Consider the following 17979-nt stretch of genomic DNA (forward strand, 5'->3'; position numbering starts at 1 on the left):
GATGGCAGCATCACTGCAACACATGATGGAGCACCCCCTGGGCATCTTTGCCCTGTTGGTGGCCATCGCCGTGCTGGTGCCACCTCTCACCAGACGCCTGCGACTGCCAGACCTCGTGGGCCTTTTGGCAGCCGGCGTGCTGGTGGGTCCCCACTGCCTGCAATGGCTTGATGCCCAGGGAGAAACCATCACCCTGCTCTCTGATATCGGCGCGATCTACCTGCTGTTCACCGTCGGACTGGAGATCGATCTTGAGGAGTTCAACCGGGTGAAAAACCGCTCGGTGGGGTTTGGCCTGTTGGTGTTTGGCTTCGGTGTGGCCACAGGGGTTGGCATCGGCCGCCTTTTCGGTTTCCCCTTGGTCCCCAGTCTGCTGCTTGGGGCCTTGATGGCCACGCACACCCCCCTCGGCTACCCGATCGTGCGCAGCTACGGAGCCCAGCGTGATGAATCGGTGATCGTGAGCGTGGGCAGCACGATCCTCACGGATATCGCCGCCCTGCTCTTGCTTGCGGTCGCCCTGGGACTTGGAGGCGGAAACCTCACAGCGACAGGGATCACCGGGCTGTTCGCCAGCATCGCCATCTTCTCTGTCGGCGTGGTGTGGGCAATCCGATGGCTTGGACGGCGGCTTTGGATGCGCAGCATCACCGACGAAAACCGGGTTTTTCTCACGGTGTTGCTGGCTTTGTTCATCGCCTCCCTCGGCGCTGAACTGGCAGGTGTGGAAAAAATCGTTGGCGCTTTTCTCGCCGGACTCGCCGTGAATTCGGTGCTGCCCGAGGGGAGAGTGAAGGAGCAGGTGATTTTCGTCGGCGGCGCGCTCTTCATCCCCATTTTCTTCATTCACCTTGGGCTGCTGCTCAATCTCGGCGACCTTGCCGCGAGTGTGAACACGCTCGACTTCACGGTGTTGATGCTGGTTGGTGCCCTGGGCTGCAAAGCCTTGGCCGCGCTCTGCGCGGGTCGCTGGTTCGGATACAACAACAACCAGATCCTGCTGATGTGGTCCCTGGCGATGCCGAAGGTGGCCGCCACCCTGGCCACTGCCTTTGTGGGATTCCAAGCCGGCTTGCTGAATGCCACGGTGCTGAACAGTGTGCTCGCTGTGATGGTGGTGACGGCGACCCTGGGCCCAACGCTGACCACCCGCTCCGTGGTGGCGCTGATGGAACCTGACGAAGACAGCTCCCAACCTGGTCTTGCCAGCACAACAGCGCCTGCAAGCGCCACATCGCCCACGCGAGCCGTTGTCCGAAGGCCTTTGAATATCGTTGTGCCCATCGCCAATCCAGCCACCGAAGGGCGCCTTCTCACCATCGCCGCACGCCTGCTCAAAGGAGACGATGACCAACGCGGGCAGCTGCTGCCCCTCGCTCTCGTGAGCCCCAATCTCGAGGATGCCCGCGGTGGGCTCAACAGAGCTCTGGCTGCAGCAAGGGAGCGGCTCAAGGAAGCCTCCGCAATCGGTAACAGCCTCTCCGTCACCACTCGCTGCCTGCTGCGTCTGGATGAAGACATTCCAGGCGGCATGAGCCGCAGCGCCCTTGAGCAAAGCGCTGATTTGCTTCTCATCGGCGCAGGTCGTCCCGATCGACTGCGCAACTGGCTGTTCGGCGACTTGGTGGATGGCGTGTGCAGAACCGCTCACTGCCCTGTGGTGGTGGTGAATCTGAATAAGGAATCCAACACAGGATTCCGAAGAATCCTTGTGCCAATCAAAGATCTCTCCTCCAACGCACGGGAGCAGTTCGAGTTGGCCTTGCGCCTTCAGGACAGCGCCAGTGAGACCAGTGACACCCACATCACCCTCCTGCACATCCACGACCCCCGCTTCAATCGCCATGACCGGTCATGGATGCGCGATGAACTCCTCAGCTGGTCATCGCGAGGCGATGCCAAAGCACTTGACCTACGCATCGAGCTCTGCGAGGGGCCGGGAGTCGACCGCATCATCCACCGCAAAAGCCGTGATCACGATCTGGTGATCCTGCGCTCACAGCGCCGGCGTGTCGCAGGCCTTCCGATTCCCGCCAGCGACCGCACCAGCAATCTGGTGAACCAGCTGGCCTGCGGGTCCTTGGTGATCAGCGACCCGCTGCTTTAGACGCAACACAAAGAAAATCTTAAGAACAGGGAAACAACGGCCTAAGTTGAGGAGATGAACAACCGGCAGCGCGTCGGAACCAACGTCCTTCTCCTGGCAGCCGCCGCTGGCCTGACCGGAGGGTTTCTGCTGGCGATTCCGCTGAGCCGGACGCTGATGCCGGAAGCGGAAGCTCCCGCGCTGATTCCCGTCAGCAATCCATTCTCAGCCTGGTCGGTCTTCGACAATCGCGAGGTCCTGGTCCTGGGAGTGGATGAAGGTGGCGGGAACACCGACGCCATTTTCACCATCCGGCTCGAGGCAGGCCGGACCTCCATCACCCAGATTCCAAGAGACAGCTACATCGACTCCCGCAGCTTCGGTCCGCTCAAAGCCAATGCGCTGTTCGCTCGCGGTGGTGCGGACGCCGTGAAGAGAGAACTCTCACGGCTGATGGGACGTCCGATCGACCATCACATCCTTGTGAATCTGGAAGGAATCCGCACCCTCAGCGATCTGGTGGGAGGCGTGGAAGTGGATGTTCCAAAGCGCCTCTACTACCGCGACAACAGCCAGGGATTGCTGATCGATCTCCAGCCTGGCCTCCAGGTGCTCCGCGGCCGTGAACTGGAGGGATTCCTGCGTTGGCGCCATGATGGCGAAGGCGATCTTGGACGACTCGATCGCCAACAACTGGTGCTGAAGAGCCTGTTCAGCACCCTGACAAAGCCCCAACATGTGCTGAAGCTTCCCGCTCTGATCAATGCGGCGGGTCGCAATCTCGACACGGATCTTGGCGCGATGGAGCTGGGAGGGTTGATCACGGCGATGGGACTCACCGAACTGGAAACGCAACGCCTGCCGGCGCGCCCCTTTTACCGCAATGGCATTAGTTATCTGGAGACAGAGTGGCCGGGACAGGGGCCCAAGGGCATCGATGCCACAGAGTCCAGCAGCTGGCGCTACCGCCTGCTGTTCTGAGCCAACACCCCTTCAGCCCACCAGAATGCTGGCGACGCTGGGGGTGCATTGGACGCCAATCTGCTGCGACAGAGTCTTCGACTGGGTCTCAGCATCCTGATCACCTGTGCCATCGCCCAGCACTTTCAACGCATCACCTACCTCTGGTACCCCTTGCTGGCCGTCATCACCGTGGTTGATGACCAGGATGAAAACAGCCTGCAGGCTGCGCGCGGCAGGATTCTCGGCACAGCCGTTGGAGGCCTTGTCACCTTTCTGGTGCATACCATTCTCTCAGGCTGGATCGGAATCCTGGTCAGCTTGCTGATCACGATCCCCGTGCTCAGACGCATGGGTTGGTCGAGTGGACTCTCAACGGCCGTTGTGGTGACGGTGATGTTTCTCGGCATCGATGCCTACACCAAGCTCAACTGGAGCTATGTGTTCAACCGCAGTCTCGACACGCTCGTGGGGATCGCGGTGGCATTGGTGATGGGACGGCTGCTCTGGCCAAAGAACCGTTTGGCTCGCATGCAGGAGCTGCACCAGCAACTGGAAGCCAGCCTGCAGCAACGACTGGAGGCGCACAGCGCCGCGCTCATGGGTGAAGGCCCTCCTCCTGCGGCCATCAACGCGGAAGCCATCACCCGGCAGCTTCTGGAATTGCAGCGCCTGATCAACGTTGAAAACGACCTCGGGGAGAGACAGGCCCGCACACTGAAGCGTTTGCGCTGGCCTCAACGGATGAGCCTTTGGCGGTGCCTGCAGGTGCGTTGGCTTCTGGTGGAACGCCTGATTCAGCGGGTCCATCAGGAGCTTGGCCCCAACCCGCTACCCGAGCTCAGTCACTATCTCAGCGCTCACCTCAATGGGCCGGGAGCCCCAGCCGAAGCCCTGAGATTGGAGTCCAGCGGATCCGCGCTACCGCTCCCTCAACGCATCGCCCTCGAAGAACAGGTCACCCGATTCCAACGACTGATCCGCAGCCAACAGCTCTTGAACCGAGTCCAGCCCTGATGAGCAAGCCACCCTCTACAGCCCGTCCATGGGTGCTGCGCTCCGATCTCCGCCTGGCGCTGGTCACTGGATTAGGCGCGGGGTTCGGTCTGCTGAGCCCGATGGGCTTTGGCTACTACATCCCGCTCACCACCGCAGCGGTTCTCACGAGCAGCTACGGCAATTCTCTCAATCTCAGCATCCAACGGATGCTTGGCAGTGTGCTCGGGGTGATCGTGCTGATGATCTTTTCCCGCGACCTGCAGATGCCCCTGGCGCTGGCACTCGGATTGGCTCTGGCAACGGTGCGATTCCTGGGAGGAGCGCTCGGTCTACAGGTTGGCTACAAGGTGGCCGGAAACATCGTGATCATGGGCTGGCTGGTCCATGGAGCAGGGGAAACCAGCTGGGGAACGGCACGGCTGTTCTGGACCGCCATCGGCATTGTTCTGTCGCTTTGGGCCACCCGCACGATCTGGCCCAGCAAAAGCATCCCCAACCTGCATCAGGCCCTGGCCACGATGGTGAGTGCTTTGGGTGAGGAGTTTTCACTGGAAGCCGACCGTCTTGAACAAGACGCACCGGCACGGTTGTCGATGTCCCTCCGACGCCAACGTCGCCAAGCATTGCTGAAGCAGATCAACGCCATCCGCAGCCAGAGGGAGAGCGCCCAGCTGGAGCTCGGCGTCGATCCTGAACATCATCCCTTGCATGAGCTCTGGAGCGAACTGGATCTTCTCTGCTCCCAACTGCTGTCGGTGCTGGACGGGCTGCGGGGCCTACCGGCCCCGATTCAGTCCCCAGCCGTGATCAAAGCGTTGCATCGCCAAGAAGCCGAGGTGTTGCATCAGCTGATCACCCTTCTCAACACCTTGGCTGGGGAGCTGCGCAAGCTCTCTTTGGGAGACAAACAAACGCTCAATCTCGACACGCTCAGCCACCTCAACCGCAACCTTGATGCTGCCTCAGGCCACTTGATGAGCAGTCTTGAAAAAGACACTCTCGAGGACCACGAAACCCAGGCAATCGCTGCCGCAAGGATGCGGCAAATTGTTCTTCGGGCCTCACTGATCGACCACGCAGCCTCGGCACTGCGCAATTGCAAACCGGGGATGGCCAGCTCAACGCCTGTCACTGGCTCAAGGCCTGAACCCTGAAGCTCGGCAGGATCGTGGTCTATCAACGTCAGGACAGTTCCTTGATCAGGATCGCCATCCGAGGAACCCTTCTGATCCCCCTGATCGGAGGTGTGCTGCCTGCCGTTGTTCGCTCCGCCCCCTTACCGGCTGGCGCAGCGGCAGCGCCGTTGAATCTGGGCGGAAGCACGCGGCAACTGGAACGCAGCTGGGAACGTCTCAATCAGCAACTCGACAGCCTCGACACCCTGCTCGGCCCCGCACCAGCGCTGGAGTCAAGCGATGACCTGCTGACACCGGAACTCCCTGCCAACCTGATGGACGCCAACCGACCCGCGGAGGGTCCGTTGCGCGAGGAAACCAGCCGGCCGGACAGCCCCCTGGCCCTGCCGGAACGCGCCAGCAAGGCCACCCCCGTGCAATCGGTCACCCTGGAGCAGGCGGTCGCCATCGCCTTCCGCAACAATCCCTCCCTGCAGGTGCAGCGTGACCAGATCGAAGCCCAGGCCGCCAGGGTGGCGTCGCTGGCCGGCACCTACTGGCCCACGATCAGCGTGTTTGCTGACGCTGAGGGATTCCAGAGCGGCAGCACAACGTATTCGCCCTACGCCAACAACGCGTTTGGATTCGGGCCCCTGTTTGCCAAGCAGGGACAGTCACCGAATCTTGCCCTCACCAACAACGGCACAACGGTGAAGGGTGAGCAGGCTGGTCCCTTTTTCGTTCCCGCAGGCGGTGGCCTCTATGCCGTGTCCAACGGCGTGGACTCCCAGGCGGGACTGGAACTCAACTATGCCGTGATCGATTTCGCGCGCACCCCCAGGGTTCGCGCTGCACAAGCCAGGCTCGATCAGGTCCAGCAGCAGTACGCCAACCAACTGCGCACCCTGCAACTGGAGGTGAGCGAGGCGTACTACCAGCTTCAACTCAACGAGCAGTTGGTGCGGATCCGCGATGCCGTGGTGCGAACGGATCTGATCGTGCTGGAAGACACGCTGAATCTCAAGCAAGCCGGTCTGGTGCCGCGGGTTGACCTGCTGCGCCGCAGTGCAACGCTGTCGACGGATCAGGAAGATCTCATCCAGGCTCTTGCTGATCGCGCCGTCTCCAGGAGAGCCCTCTGGAGCGTTCTCAATCTGCCCGCTGATGTGATTCCCAGCGCCGCTGACCCGATCAACCTCTCACCAGCCTGGCCTCTGAATCTCGAACAAACCCTCCTGGCCGCTTACGACAACAACCCAGAACTCGACGCGATCCTTGCCACACGGCGGGCACTGGCCCTGCGCCAAGACGAGACTGCAGCGCAGCTCCTTCCCCAGCTCAGCCTGTTTGCTTCCGTTGGCGGATTGGCTTCTGTGGAGCGCATCTTCAACTTCTCACTGATCGGTAACGGCTGCTGCGGAGCCACATTTCTGCCGCTTGAGCAGGTCGCCGGATACGACTGGTCGGTCGGCTTGGCCTTCAACTGGATGATCTTCAATGCCGGTGTCACGTCCAATGCCGTCAAAGCGCTGTCTATCCAGGAACAGGCCGCAACCCAGGCCTATGCAGCCACCCGCAATGCCATCCGCCTGCGGCTTGAACGGGCATTTCTGAACCATGAGGCCAGCCTGGCCAAACTGCTGTCGGCACGGCGTGCCGTGGGGGCCAGCAAGGAAGCCTTCCGTGACAGCACCCTTCGCTACAAAACCGGACTTGCCAATGAAGTGGATCTCTCCGTCACCCAAACCCAGCTGGTGAACGCCCTGGTCAATCGCCTGATCGCCACCGTGGATGTGAATGTCACCTACGCCCAGCTGCTGAGGGAACTGCTTCCCATGCCCCGCAATCCGCAGCAAGCGGTTCCCACAACTCTCACCCTGGAGGCGTCGTCGTTTCGGTCAGCTCCCCGGCCGTGACGACCACCAACGCTCAATCCGATAGCCGAACACCACCAGAAACACCACCAACCAAAACCACAGTTCCGGAGGATTGGCATTCAAGAGAATCATCAGCAGAACGATCTCGGAAATGAGCCAGGGAAGTTCCTGACGGAGAAGAGAACGGATGGCCATGGGCATTAGGGCATCACTGTGGAGTTCCGGGCTGCCGCAGGAATGGCAGATCCCAGAGGCGATCGATCCTGAAGGTTCGGAACCCACCGGTCAGCGAGCGCAGACCGGGAATGATGTAGGTGATCGGCGAACGCCATTCGACGTAAGCAAACGTATCGACGGTGAGACCATCGCGGATCGGAAACACGCCACTGCCTTGGGACAGTGTCCAGCGATAACCATCATCGCTGCCGGGGAGACGATCCAGTTCGATTTCGGCACGCATCACGGGCCCATCCTTCACGAGTTCTTCGGCCAACTGACTGTTGCCCACGGTTGTGGAGATGTCTTCTTGCGTTGCAGGCAGCGTGAGCACACTGCGCACTTTGCCCTCGATCCCACCGAAACGACCACGCTGGTTCCAGTGTGGAACCACTTCAACCGGGAGCCCGAGGGGGAGACGACGGGCATCCGCCGGAGAAAAGTAGGACACAGCAATCAGATCGCCTCCAGTTTTGCGTTGATCGCCCCCTGGCGCTTGGTTTCGGCCGATGGTGCCGAGGCGGTCACTGGTTTTCACGGTTTGACCAGCAATCACCTGTAGATCGAGAACGGTTCCGCTGCGCTCGGCGATCACCTTTCCATCAAAGGCAATCTTGGCTTCCGTCACTTTGATCTTGCGCTTGAGATCGTCGATCTGAAAATTGCGATCGAGTTGCTCGGTTTCAATGCCCAGCTTGATCTGCTGAAACTGGGTGATCTCATCTTTGCGCTGAATCTTGATGTCATCGAGCTGAACACTGGTTGTGGTCAGGCCTTGCTCCGCAGACACCACAGCCCTCGAGAGCGGTGCCACCACCTCGCGCTGGGCCAGCCAATCGAGATTCTTGAGCTTGCTGGTGTAGGTGGATTGCAGCTTGGCCAGACGTTTCTGATCATCATCAAGCTTGGCGAGAGCGGTATCCAGTGCTGCCTTGGCCGTGGCGATCCGCAGAGCGTCGCGTTGATTGAGCTCCTCGTTCTGCAACATGAGCTGCTCGAGATTGCCTTGCTGCTGATCGAGCTGACGTTCCAGTACAGGGAGATACAAGGTCATCAACACCTGGCCCTGGCGCACCCGATCTCCCACCTTGGTGTCGATGCGCAGGACCTGCCCTCCCGAACGGGCATTGAGGATCCCCGCATTGTCGGGATAAATCAAAACGCCCTGGCCTTCCACCTGGGTGGGCACAGGCCAGAACATCAGCCAAAGGCCAAACAACCCACCAACCCCAGCAAGGGAGACCCCGACCTGCTGATGCTCCGAGAGGCCATTCCAGCGCCCCCGGAGTCGTTCAACCCTGCTGGATGTTGTCATGAAGTCATCCTGCTGCTGACGGGCGCCTGTTGCTGCACCAAGGAGGACAGTTCAAGCAGACGCCATCGCTTCAGATCAGCAAGGTGAAGGATGTGATCACCGACTCAAACAACCCCTGAACCTTGGTCCAGCGCGCTTCATTCGTGCTGGTGGCCAAGGTGTAAAGGCGACCACGATCGACCACAACCGTGGCCAGCTCGTGCCGGTCTCGATCCTGAAGATGAACGGCGTATTCGAGGTCGTAAAACGTGTGACCATCACTCTCGCGTTCGCGCGCTTCGATGAGGTCGGCAACACGGCCGCTGCCCTCGGGGGCAATCACCTCACGACGCAGACGTTCGCCGACAGCAACGGCACTTCCCAACCCCTCAAGGTCATTGTCTGGATCGACATCGGAGACCACCAAGCTGACGGTCTCATCACTGTTGATCAGGTCATGAAAGACCACCTGGGGGCCACCGGTCACAGCCACGCGCGTCCATCCAGACGGATACAGAAAGGCATAGCGTCCATCGGGGCTCTTGAACGAGTTGAGCCCGGCCCCTGCTCCGCTGCAAGCGGTCAGCATCAAGACACAGAAAAGTGCGCACAACGTTCTGAGCGAGGAGTGCAGCTGAACACGCATCGGGACATCGTCAGGATGGGTGCATTCTGCCCGTGCAAATGCCTGCCTAGATTTCAGACACTTGCCAAAGAGTTCTGAGCGGCTTCACCCGCCCACTGGCACGGCTGATCGATCAATTCGAGCGGTTGCCTGGAATCGGACCACGCACTGCGCAGCGACTGGCCCTGCATCTGCTTCGCCAACCGGAGGAGCAGATCCGCAGCTTTGCCGATGCACTTCTGGCGGCACGAACGGAGGTTGGCCACTGCCAGACCTGCCACCATCTCAGCGCGGAGCCCACCTGTGAGATCTGCCGCAACCCCGAACGGGCCAACGGACAGATCTGCGTGGTCGCCGACTCACGCGATCTCCTGGCGCTGGAGCGCACCCGGGAATTTTCTGGCCACTATCACGTTCTCGGAGGCCTGATCTCACCGATGGATGGAATCGGCCCCGACCTTCTTCAGATCTCCAGTTTGGTGAAGAGGGTCGCAGCCAACAACACCGAAGAAGTGATCCTGGCGCTGACGCCCAGCGTGGAAGGCGATACCACCAGCCTTTATGTGGCCAGGTTGCTCAAACCGTTCACCCGCGTCAGTCGGATTGCCTATGGGCTTCCGGTGGGGAGCGAGCTGGAATACGCCGACGACGTCACCCTGAGCCGGGCGTTGGAAGGGCGGCGGGCTGTGGAGTGATTGGCATGGGCCAGAAGATCAGTCGCTACTCCTCGATTCCACCGCGAGAACGCCTGCCCGAATGGTTGCGGCGACCCGTGGGCAACGTCTCGGCGATTGAGCATGTTCAGACCCTTGTGAAATCCAACGCCCTTCACACCATCTGCGAAGAAGGGCGCTGTCCGAATCGGGGCGAGTGCTACGCCGCTGGCACGGCCACATTTCTTCTGGGTGGGTCGATCTGCACGCGCAGTTGTGCGTTCTGTCAGGTGGATAAAGGCCAGGCACCCGAGCTGCTGAATCCCATGGAAGCGGAGCGGGTGGCCGATGCCGTGATCACCATGGGGCTGCGTTACGTGGTGCTCACAGCAGTGGCCCGCGACGATCTGGAGGACCATGGCGCGTCCCTGTTCACCCGTGCCATCGAGGCCATCCGCCGGCGCAACCCACTGATCGCGATTGAAGTGCTGACGCCAGACTTCTGGGGCGGCCAGCCGGACCAGCGCGAGGCGATCCAGGTGCAGCGGCAACGGTTGCAAACGGTGCTGGATGCCTCACCCGTCTGCTTCAACCACAATCTGGAAACCGTGGAGCGCCTCCAAGGCGAAGTGAGACGGGGAGCGACCTACGCCCGCTCGCTCGGACTGCTGGCCGCTGCCAGGGAACTTGCACCCGAGATCCCCACCAAAAGTGGCTTGATGCTCGGACTTGGAGAAACCCAGGAGGAGGTGATCCAAACCATGGAGCACCTCCGAGCCGTGGACTGCCAGCGCCTCACCATCGGTCAGTACATGCGGCCGTCGTTGGCCCACATTCCCGTGGCCCGCTACTGGCATCCAGATGCATTCGCGGAGCTCGGTCAGATCGCCACGGAGCTTGGCTTCTCAGTGGTGCGCAGCGCTCCACTGGTGCGCAGCAGCTATCACGCTGCCGTTTGACCGCGCCAACGGCCAAGAGCGCCTTCGAGCACAGCGGCACAGTCGCCCACCATCAGTTCACCGGCACCGCCCCAGACCATGCGCAACGGGAGATCGAGCAGAGCCGCCTGCACGTCGCGAACCGACTGGAATCCCTTGGCCTGGAAATAACGGACGAGCCGCCGATGTTGACGATCGTCATCGCGGATCGCCAGCAGACGGGCACGGCGGCACGGGGTGGCTTCCAGGGCCCAGGCCATGGTCGCGGCCCAGATCAGATCCCCGCATCCCGCCGGTGCACCGGGTAGGACGCGCAGCGTGTCGAGCTGCAGTCCACCGGCACGTCCGTAGGCCCAGGCTTTCATCTCTCCCAGCAACTGCAGCCTCTCCCCGCTGGAGCGGGCCACCACCAAGCGCAGACTCCAAAGGCCGAGGGGACGTCCGACTTGAAGCCTCAGCAACAGGTTGCGGCTGCAAGCCTCGCGTTCCAGTTGATCCAGCATCAGGTCAGTCTGTGGGGTAAGGGATGGCCGAGGTCACAGCTTCCACAGGCAACGCGCCGTAGAGGTGGGGGAACAGCTCTCCACTGGGAACGGCATCAGCACGCAAAGGGGCTAAAACCCGCCTTGGGTCCACAGTGAGCAAGAGCACCTCCTGGGCATCAGCGTAAAAGCGCCGGAAGGTGTCGGACACCTGATCTCGCCAGGACAGGTGAATGAAGCCCACCTGTTGCAAGGACAGCCCTCGCGTTGAGATGGAGTACAGCCCGCCACGCTCAGCCTGCGCCCAGTCCTCGGCAAGCGCGAGGTGAAACAGAGGTTGATCCGTCGGGACGGCGATGGCGTCGGCGGGGAAATGGGGCTGGTGCCCCCCCTGGGCCCAGGGATCGGCCCGTTGCATCAAGCGTTCAAATCCAGGGTGATCGAGAAAGGCCTGCAACCAACCGCGAATGCCCTGCAACCCCGGATCACTGTCGAAACCTTGCGGATCGGCGATCCGCCACTGGCGCACGAAGGGGAACAAGGCAATGTCCGCAAGCGAACACCCCCCTTCGAGAAGCCAGCCTTCATGGCCTTCGATCCGCTGCGACCAGCGATGCAGGATGGCCAAACCCGCCTGTTGGTGCTGGTCTTTGCAGGCTCCGGGATAGCGATCGGTGTATTTGAAGCGATCCAGATGATGCTTGAACGCACCATCATTCGTCGTCACCAGCTCGTGGATCTCGGCTTGCTGCGTCAGGCAGTGCCTGCGCGTGAGATCGCGGGGATCAGCCTGGTGCAGGGCCCAGTGCATCACATCCACACTTTCATCAACGGTCGTCCCGTCAGCAAGCACCAGAACAGGAACGGTCCCCTTCGGCGACACCTCCAGCATGGCGGCGGGCTTGGCCTTGAGTTCCACTTCCCGCCACTGCACCAAGAGGCCTGCTTCGAGAACGGCCCAGCGGGCTCGCATGGCGTAAGGACAACGCCGGAAGCTGTAGAGAATCGGCAGTGGGGTCATGAACAGTGCGCGGTTGTGTGCTGCTGCTCCCACTGGCGTTGGCGTTCACGAAAACGCTCACGATCCTGATCCGAGAACCGGTCCTGGCAGTGAAGACACTGCACCCCGGGGATATAGCTCTCCAGCCCCCGTTGCTCAGGCGTGAGCGGCAGGCCGCAGGCATGGCAAAGCCTGTGCTGCCCTGGCTGAAGCTGGTGGTTAAGGGCGACACGCTGATCGAACACGAAACATTCCCCCCTCCAGCGGCTTGCGGATTCGGGAATCTGCTCCAGGTAGCTGAGAATTCCGCCCTGAAGGTGATGAATTTCAGGGAAACCCTTCTGCATCAGAAAACTGCTGGCTTTCTCGCAACGGATGCCACCGGTGCAGAACATGGCGATCCGAGCCGGAGCCCTGCGCTCCACCAGCGGGCGGAGTTCCTTTTCAACCCATTCAGGAAACTCTCGGAAACTGTCGGTTCCTGGATCAACAGCACCTTCAAAGCTGCCGATGGCCACCTCATAACGGTTGCGCGTGTCGATGAGGAGCGTGTCCGGGTCATCCACCACAGCGTTCCAGTCCGAAGGAGACACATACGTGCCAACCCGCGCACGCGGATCAACCGACGGAACGCCCAGAGTGACGATTTCCTTTTTCCGCCTCGCTTTGAAGCGCCGGAAGGCCTGACGATCACAACGGCTGTACTTCACCTGAAAGCGCTCGAAATGCGCTTCGCCAAGATCGAGATGGCAGCGCAAGCGCTGGAGAAGGGAGCCGACCCCCTCCTCAGGACCGGAAATGGTTCCGTTCACCCCCTCCGGTGCCAGCAGCACAGAACCGAGGACATGGCCCTGGGCTGCCAGAACGGGAAGCTCCTCCAGCAACAGCTCGAGCGTGTGCGGCTCCAGTGGGGTGAAGGCGTAGAACGCAGCCACCTGAAAGCGCGATGGAGCCTGGGGCCGCGAACTCATGCTGCGGCACTCTCATGCCAACTGGCCTGCACTCCGGCCGCAGCGAGAAGGGCACGGTCGGACTCAACCGCGGGGTTGCTGGTGGTGAGAAGAGAGTCTCCATAGAAGATCGAGTCGGCACCCGCCTGCAAGCAAAGGATCTGGGCTTCGCGATTGAGTTGCTCGCGACCGGCACTGAGCCGCACGCGGCTCTGGGGCATCAGAATCCGGGCGACAGCCACCATGCGCACAAGCTCCAGGGGGTCGATGCTGGGTTGGGCTTCCAGTGGGGTCCCCTCGACGGCAACGAGCGCATTGATCGGAACACTCTCAGGATGGGGATCGAGACACGCCAACACCTGCAGCATTGAGGCGCGATCACGCACCGACTCGCCCATGCCGATGATGCCGCCACAACAGAGCGTCACCCCTGCCTGTCGGACCCTTTGCAGCGTCTCCAAACGCTCCTGATATGTGCGCGTGGTGATGATGCTGTCGTAGTGCTCCGGACTGGTGTCCAGGTTGTGGTTGTAGGCCGTGAGCCCGGCCTCCGCCAAGCGTTCAGCCTGCGAGTCGGTGAGCATGCCGGCGGTCACGCAAGCCTCAAGGCCAAGCTCCCGCACGCCACGCACCATCGACAACATCGATTCGAACGCAGGCCCCTCGCGGATCTCTCGCCAGGCCCAGCCCATGCAGAAGCGATCAGCACCGGCCTCAGCAGCCACGCGGGCCCTGTCGAGGACGGCCTTCACCTCGAGGTCAGGCTGGCCTGTGACATCACTGCTGTGATGCATCGACTGCGGGCAGTAGGCACAGTCTTCCTCGCACCCCCCCGTTTTGACACTGAGCAGCGAAGCCAACTGCACTTTGTAGCCGGGATTGGCCGAACGGTGCACAGCCTGGGCCTTCCAGAGCAGATCCATCAAGGGGCTCTGGAGAAGCGCTTCAATCTCTGCCAACGTCCAGTCGTGGCGTAGGTCTACCTGTTCGCTCATCGCACCAGCCCCGTGTCCTGCAGTGTTCAGGATCCCAGAACGTCGGGCATCACCCCATCCAGTCCGCCAAAGCGCCGACGACGGCTTTGGTAATCGGTGAGAGCCGAGAGAAGGGCATCAGCACCGAAATCAGGCCAGCACACCTCGGTGACATGAATCTCCGCATAGGCCAGCTGCCAGAGCAGAAAATTGCTGATCCTCTGCTCGCCACTGGTGCGAATCAGGAGATCTGGATCGCGCTCTCCCACGGTGTAAAGCTCTGCAGCAAGTGCGTTCTCGTCAATCTGAGACGGCTGAAGTTCGCCACTGGCCACCCGTTCAGCAAGGCGGCGTGACGCGCGCACCAGTTCCCGTCGTCCGCCGTAGTTGGTGCAGACATTGAAATGAATGCCTCGGTTGCTAGCCGTGCGCTCTGTGGCATCGGCGATCAGGGCCTGCAACCGCGGCGGCAGAGCTTCGAGATCGCCAAGAAAGCGGATGCGCACCTGTTCCGACTCCAGTGCATTCAGCTCCCGCTGCAGCACTCTTTCGAACAGGGTCATCAAGAAATTCACCTCCTCACCGGGACGCGACCAGTTCTCCGTTGAGAAGGCATAGGCCGTGAGGGCGCCGATCCCCCAGTCATTGCAAAGCCTGAGCGTGGTCTTGAGGGCTTCCACGCCAGCGCGATGCCCCATCACCCGGGGCAGGCCGCGAGCGTTGGCCCAGCGTCCATTGCCGTCCATGATCACCGCGATATGGCCAGGCAGCTTGGAGGGATCCAGACCATCGGGGCAGCGCCTGGACTCGATCTGATCGGCGCTGGTGGCCAGTTGACGACTCAAGGCAGGAATTCCTGAGTTCCTTTCTTCACGCTACGTGGAGATGGTGCTTTCACTGCCGCCGATGAAACCGAGGCGGCGATTAATTCAGTGAGCAAGTCCTGCAGACGAGAGCTGGTAATCGGTCGCTCAAGCTTGCCCTGATTGGCGAGGGACAGGGTGCCGGATTCCTCGGAAATCACCACGCAAATGCAGCGATCGAACCGTTCAGTAATCCCCAGAGCGGCGAGGTGTCGGGTTCCGTAACGACTGACTCCCTGCCTTGACAAAGGAAGGATGACCCCTGCCGAAATGATCCGGTTTCCTTTGATCACCACAGCGCCATCGTGCAGCGGTGTATCAGAGGCAAACAGATTCAGCAGAAGTTCTTTGCTGAGCTGAGCATCAATGGTGATCCCTGGATTGAGAAAGTCCTCAGGCCTCAAATCACTGCCGAGATCAACCACGATCAAGGCACCCCGACGGCTTTTGGATAAGCGCCCGGCTGCCTCAGTGAGTTGAGCCACCGTGCTGGCTGTGGTTCGCAATCGGCTCTGGGGATTGCCAAGCAGCACGGCCAGCTTGCCGGTACCCAGGAGTTCCATCAGCCTGCGCAATTCCCCCTGCCAGAGGATGGCCAGAGACAGGGAGCAGGCCAGCACCAACGCATCAATGAACGTTGACGTGAGAGGGAGCTTTTCAGACCACTGAACAAACCACGCCAAGAAGACGAGGAAGAGATATCCCCTGAGCAACCACAGCGTTCGCTGTTCGTTGACGCGGGAAAACAGCAGGAACCCGAGAAGAACTGCACAGAAGACGTCGAGGAGGCGCCACTGAATCAGTGAAGATGACAGTTGGTCGTACAGCTGGCGCCACTGCAACACCGCCAACACGTTCATCCACTCCCCTCTCACATCAGACTACCGATTGCAGGCGTTCTGGCAGCAGGTCGTAACGCAGTAAATCTTCCGGCTGTTCCCGACGCTGCACCAGTTCCGCTTCAGCACCTTTCACCAACACCGTGGCAGGCCTGGGAATGCGGTTGTAGTTCGAGCTCATCGAGACGTTGTAAGCCCCGGTGGCGAGCACCACGAGAATCTCGCCACTGGTGCAGGCCGGGAATGGGAGATCCTTCAGCAGAACGTCACCAGATTCGCAGTGCTTGCCTGCAATGGTGACCGTCTCTTCGGCTTCAGCCTTGGGCCGATCGGCCAGACAGGCTGTGTACTGCGATTGATAGGTGATCGGCCTGGGGTTATCGCTCATGCCCCCATCCACCGACAGATAGGTGCGAATTCCAGGCACAACTTTGCGAGCGCCAACCGTATAAACGGTGACGCCGGCAGGAGCCACAAGCGACCGACCCGGTTCACACAGGAGCCGGGGTAGCTCGAGATTGCGCTGCTGGCAGGCCGATGCCACTGCCGTACCGACCACTTGAACCCAGGCATCGATGCTCGGTGGATCGTCGCTGCTCACATAGCGGATCCCCAAACCGCCACCCACATTGAGATCACGAACTGGATGACCAAGTTCCCGGGCTAACCCAAGGGCATCAGCCATCACAGCGGCAAGGTCACGGTGGGGTTCCAGTTCAAAGATCTGGGAGCCGATGTGGGCATGCAGACCCTCGACCCTGGCCCAGGCGGCACCTTGCAACGCGCGGAGCACCGGCTCGAGCTCATCGGGATCGAAACCGAATTTGCTGTCGAGATGTCCAGTGCGGATGTACTCGTGGGTGTGACACTCGATTCCCGGCGTAAAGCGGAGCATGAGCCTCACCGGCTCGCCGCCCTCCGGAACGATGGTTTGCAGCAAATCAAGGTCGTGCTGGTTATCAGCGACCACCATCACGCCGCTGCGATAGGCCAGTGCCAACTCCTCCAAGGATTTGTTGTTGCCATGCAGCACCATGCGCTCTGCCGGCATGCCTCCGTCGAGGGCGGTGATCAATTCACCGGCTGAGACGGCATCCAGACCGAGTCCTTCAGAAGCGACCAACGCCGATAAGGCCATCGAACTGTTGGCCTTGGAGGCGTAGATCGCCAACGAGGGGCCGGGATAATGACGTTCAAGGGCCTCCCGGTAAGCCCGGCATGCCTGGCGGATGCTGGCTTCATCGAGCACATAAAGGGGCGTTCCATAACGCTCAGCCAGGTCGCTCAGCGCACAGCCTCCAACCGCGAGCTTTCCCTGGGCATCGATCTCAGCCGTGATCGGTGCCAGGTTTCGGTTGGGACTGGTTGTGTCACACCCGAGTTCAAAAGGCTGAGACATGGAGCGTGTGACAGAGGCGATGGGCAATGGTAAGAGGCACGTTGTTCCAGAAGCGTCCATGGAGGGCACGCCAGGCCAAGCGCAGGGCCCGCAAAGCTGCAACCCACCGCGCTTGCTCGGCATTCGAGACCTTGAGGCCTGTCTGGCCCTCGACCGCACCGCTCTGAACGGCCTCTGGACACGAGAGCAGTGGACGCGAGAGCTCAGCGACGATCGCAGGATCGCCCTGGGGATCGACGATTCGCAGCAGCAGCTGATCGCCCTCGCAGCCGGTTGGCTGGTGGCTGACGAACTGCAGATCACCGCTGTCGCCGTTGCTCCCCATCAGCGCAGGCTGGGGCTCGGGGCACAGATCACCAAAGCCCTGATCCAGCGTGGAGGGATGGCAGGGGCCCTGGAGGCAAGCCTGGATGTGGCGAGCAACAACCAAGCCGCACTTGCGTTGTACGCAAGCTTGGGGTTTGTGACCACCGGTTCTAGGCAGAAGTACTACCGGGATGGAAGCGACGCACTGCTGCAATGGCTAAAAATCGAAATCGGTAGGGTTATCCGCACTGAACAAACAGAAAACCCGAATACATTTCGGCATTGATTAATACTTTCTGCGGGGTTCAGCCCTGGATATCACAGGGATTTCCCGTATGCAGAGGCGTCGTCACAGTGACCCGTCACTCCTGATAGCTTGGGTTCAACAGCTGTCGGCCTGATC

Annotated in this window: 18 protein-coding genes; 8 read left to right on the top strand and 10 right to left on the bottom strand. The window is 60.9% G+C overall.

Annotated elements, in window-relative coordinates:
* Position 1 precedes the first annotated feature (1 nt).
* Genes KQ296_RS04530 through KQ296_RS04550 form a run of 5 tightly spaced genes read left to right on the top strand, consistent with a single transcriptional unit; the run spans position 2 to position 7076 of the window.
* On the top strand, positions 2-2107 hold the full coding sequence (locus KQ296_RS04530; protein ID WP_041428546.1) for a cation:proton antiporter: 2106 nt from the start codon (positions 2-4) through the stop codon (positions 2105-2107).
* A gap of 54 nt (positions 2108-2161) precedes the next feature.
* Entirely contained in the window at positions 2162-3067 is a 906-nt protein-coding gene (locus KQ296_RS04535; protein ID WP_011933421.1) for an LCP family protein, read from the top strand.
* A 48-nt stretch (positions 3068-3115) separates the two neighbouring features.
* Positions 3116-4063 (top strand): aromatic acid exporter family protein, encoded by a 948-nt coding sequence (locus KQ296_RS04540; protein ID WP_011933422.1) that lies wholly within the window; start codon positions 3116-3118, stop codon positions 4061-4063.
* Positions 4063-5199, top strand: coding sequence for an FUSC family protein (locus KQ296_RS04545; RefSeq protein WP_011933423.1), 1137 nt, complete (start codon positions 4063-4065; stop codon positions 5197-5199). The genes KQ296_RS04540 and KQ296_RS04545 overlap by 1 nt, the downstream gene beginning before the upstream one ends.
* Before the next feature lie 14 nt (positions 5200-5213).
* Positions 5214-7076 (top strand): TolC family protein, encoded by a 1863-nt coding sequence (locus KQ296_RS04550; protein ID WP_011933424.1) that lies wholly within the window; start codon positions 5214-5216, stop codon positions 7074-7076.
* Here the strand turns inward: KQ296_RS04550 and KQ296_RS04555 are convergent.
* From KQ296_RS04555 to psbP, 3 genes are all read right to left on the bottom strand, one after another.
* On the bottom strand, positions 7059-7232 hold the full coding sequence (locus KQ296_RS04555; RefSeq protein ID WP_186471396.1) for a hypothetical protein: 174 nt from the start codon (positions 7230-7232) through the stop codon (positions 7059-7061). The genes KQ296_RS04550 and KQ296_RS04555 overlap by 18 nt on opposite strands.
* A 13-nt stretch (positions 7233-7245) precedes the next feature.
* Positions 7246-8568: an NHLP bacteriocin system secretion protein gene (locus KQ296_RS04560; RefSeq protein ID WP_011933426.1), complete on the bottom strand. Its 1323-nt coding sequence runs from the start codon at positions 8566-8568 to the stop codon at positions 7246-7248.
* A gap of 70 nt (positions 8569-8638) precedes the next feature.
* Positions 8639-9193: a photosystem II reaction center PsbP gene (gene psbP, locus KQ296_RS04565; protein WP_011933427.1), complete on the bottom strand. Its 555-nt coding sequence runs from the start codon at positions 9191-9193 to the stop codon at positions 8639-8641.
* A 95-nt stretch (positions 9194-9288) separates the two neighbouring features.
* On the opposite strand from psbP, the gene recR reads away from it, so the two are divergent.
* Complete coding sequence (recR, locus tag KQ296_RS04570; protein WP_370593953.1) at positions 9289-9867, top strand: recombination mediator RecR; 579 nt, start codon at positions 9289-9291, stop codon at positions 9865-9867.
* A gap of 17 nt (positions 9868-9884) precedes the next feature.
* Positions 9885-10784, top strand: coding sequence for a lipoyl synthase (lipA, locus tag KQ296_RS04575; protein ID WP_041428867.1), 900 nt, complete (start codon positions 9885-9887; stop codon positions 10782-10784).
* Here lipA and KQ296_RS04580 read toward each other — a convergent pair.
* Genes KQ296_RS04580 through lysA form a run of 7 tightly spaced genes read right to left on the bottom strand, consistent with a single transcriptional unit; the run spans position 10769 to position 17270 of the window.
* Positions 10769-11266 carry a hypothetical protein gene (locus tag KQ296_RS04580; RefSeq protein ID WP_011933430.1) on the bottom strand — a complete coding sequence of 166 codons (498 nt, stop codon included), beginning with the start codon at positions 11264-11266 and terminating at the stop codon, positions 10769-10771. The two genes, lipA and KQ296_RS04580, sit on opposite strands and share 16 nt — an antisense overlap.
* A gap of 4 nt (positions 11267-11270) precedes the next feature.
* Entirely contained in the window at positions 11271-12266 is a 996-nt protein-coding gene (locus KQ296_RS04585; protein WP_011933431.1) for a DUF952 domain-containing protein, read from the bottom strand.
* On the bottom strand, positions 12263-13216 hold the full coding sequence (locus KQ296_RS04590; RefSeq protein WP_011933432.1) for a rhodanese-related sulfurtransferase: 954 nt from the start codon (positions 13214-13216) through the stop codon (positions 12263-12265). Before KQ296_RS04590 ends, KQ296_RS04585 begins: the two co-directional genes overlap by 4 nt.
* Positions 13213-14190 (bottom strand): biotin synthase BioB, encoded by a 978-nt coding sequence (gene bioB, locus KQ296_RS04595; RefSeq protein ID WP_011933433.1) that lies wholly within the window; start codon positions 14188-14190, stop codon positions 13213-13215. Before bioB ends, KQ296_RS04590 begins: the two co-directional genes overlap by 4 nt.
* Positions 14191-14216: 26 nt before the next feature.
* Positions 14217-15014: an isoprenyl transferase gene (locus KQ296_RS04600; protein WP_011933434.1), complete on the bottom strand. Its 798-nt coding sequence runs from the start codon at positions 15012-15014 to the stop codon at positions 14217-14219.
* Positions 15011-15892: a diadenylate cyclase CdaA gene (gene cdaA, locus KQ296_RS04605; protein ID WP_011933435.1), complete on the bottom strand. Its 882-nt coding sequence runs from the start codon at positions 15890-15892 to the stop codon at positions 15011-15013. The genes KQ296_RS04600 and cdaA overlap by 4 nt, the downstream gene beginning before the upstream one ends.
* Before the next feature lie 16 nt (positions 15893-15908).
* Positions 15909-17270, bottom strand: a complete 1362-nt coding sequence (lysA, locus tag KQ296_RS04610) for a diaminopimelate decarboxylase (RefSeq protein ID WP_011933436.1) — start codon at positions 17268-17270, stop codon at positions 15909-15911.
* Here lysA and KQ296_RS04615 point away from each other — a divergent pair.
* On the top strand, positions 17269-17862 hold the full coding sequence (locus KQ296_RS04615) for a GNAT family N-acetyltransferase (RefSeq protein WP_011933437.1): 594 nt from the start codon (positions 17269-17271) through the stop codon (positions 17860-17862). The two genes, lysA and KQ296_RS04615, sit on opposite strands and share 2 nt — an antisense overlap.
* Positions 17863-17979 lie beyond the last annotated feature (117 nt).

It is taken from the genome of Synechococcus sp. CS-197 (assembly GCF_025128215.1).
Taxonomy (GTDB): domain Bacteria; phylum Cyanobacteriota; class Cyanobacteriia; order PCC-6307; family Cyanobiaceae; genus Synechococcus_C.

Excerpts from the sequence above, each read along its gene's own strand:
- KQ296_RS04560 (WP_011933426.1), bottom strand. The coding sequence starts at position 8,568 with ATGACAACATCCAGCAGGGTTGAACGACTCCGGGGGCGCTGGAATGGC.
- bioB (WP_011933433.1), bottom strand. The coding sequence starts at position 14,190 with ATGAGCGAACAGGTAGACCTACGCCACGACTGGACGTTGGCAGAGATT.
- KQ296_RS04580 (WP_011933430.1), bottom strand. The coding sequence starts at position 11,266 with ATGCTGGATCAACTGGAACGCGAGGCTTGCAGCCGCAACCTGTTGCTG.
- KQ296_RS04585 (WP_011933431.1), bottom strand. The coding sequence starts at position 12,266 with ATGACCCCACTGCCGATTCTCTACAGCTTCCGGCGTTGTCCTTACGCC.
- KQ296_RS04555 (WP_186471396.1), bottom strand. The coding sequence starts at position 7,232 with ATGGCCATCCGTTCTCTTCTCCGTCAGGAACTTCCCTGGCTCATTTCC.
- psbP (WP_011933427.1), bottom strand. The coding sequence starts at position 9,193 with ATGCGTGTTCAGCTGCACTCCTCGCTCAGAACGTTGTGCGCACTTTTC.
- KQ296_RS04545 (WP_011933423.1), top strand. The coding sequence starts at position 4,063 with ATGAGCAAGCCACCCTCTACAGCCCGTCCATGGGTGCTGCGCTCCGAT.
- lysA (WP_011933436.1), bottom strand. The coding sequence starts at position 17,270 with ATGTCTCAGCCTTTTGAACTCGGGTGTGACACAACCAGTCCCAACCGA.
- cdaA (WP_011933435.1), bottom strand. The coding sequence starts at position 15,892 with ATGAACGTGTTGGCGGTGTTGCAGTGGCGCCAGCTGTACGACCAACTG.
- KQ296_RS04615 (WP_011933437.1), top strand. The coding sequence starts at position 17,269 with ATGGAGCGTGTGACAGAGGCGATGGGCAATGGTAAGAGGCACGTTGTT.
- KQ296_RS04590 (WP_011933432.1), bottom strand. The coding sequence starts at position 13,216 with ATGAGTTCGCGGCCCCAGGCTCCATCGCGCTTTCAGGTGGCTGCGTTC.
- KQ296_RS04535 (WP_011933421.1), top strand. The coding sequence starts at position 2,162 with ATGAACAACCGGCAGCGCGTCGGAACCAACGTCCTTCTCCTGGCAGCC.
- KQ296_RS04530 (WP_041428546.1), top strand. The coding sequence starts at position 2 with ATGGCAGCATCACTGCAACACATGATGGAGCACCCCCTGGGCATCTTT.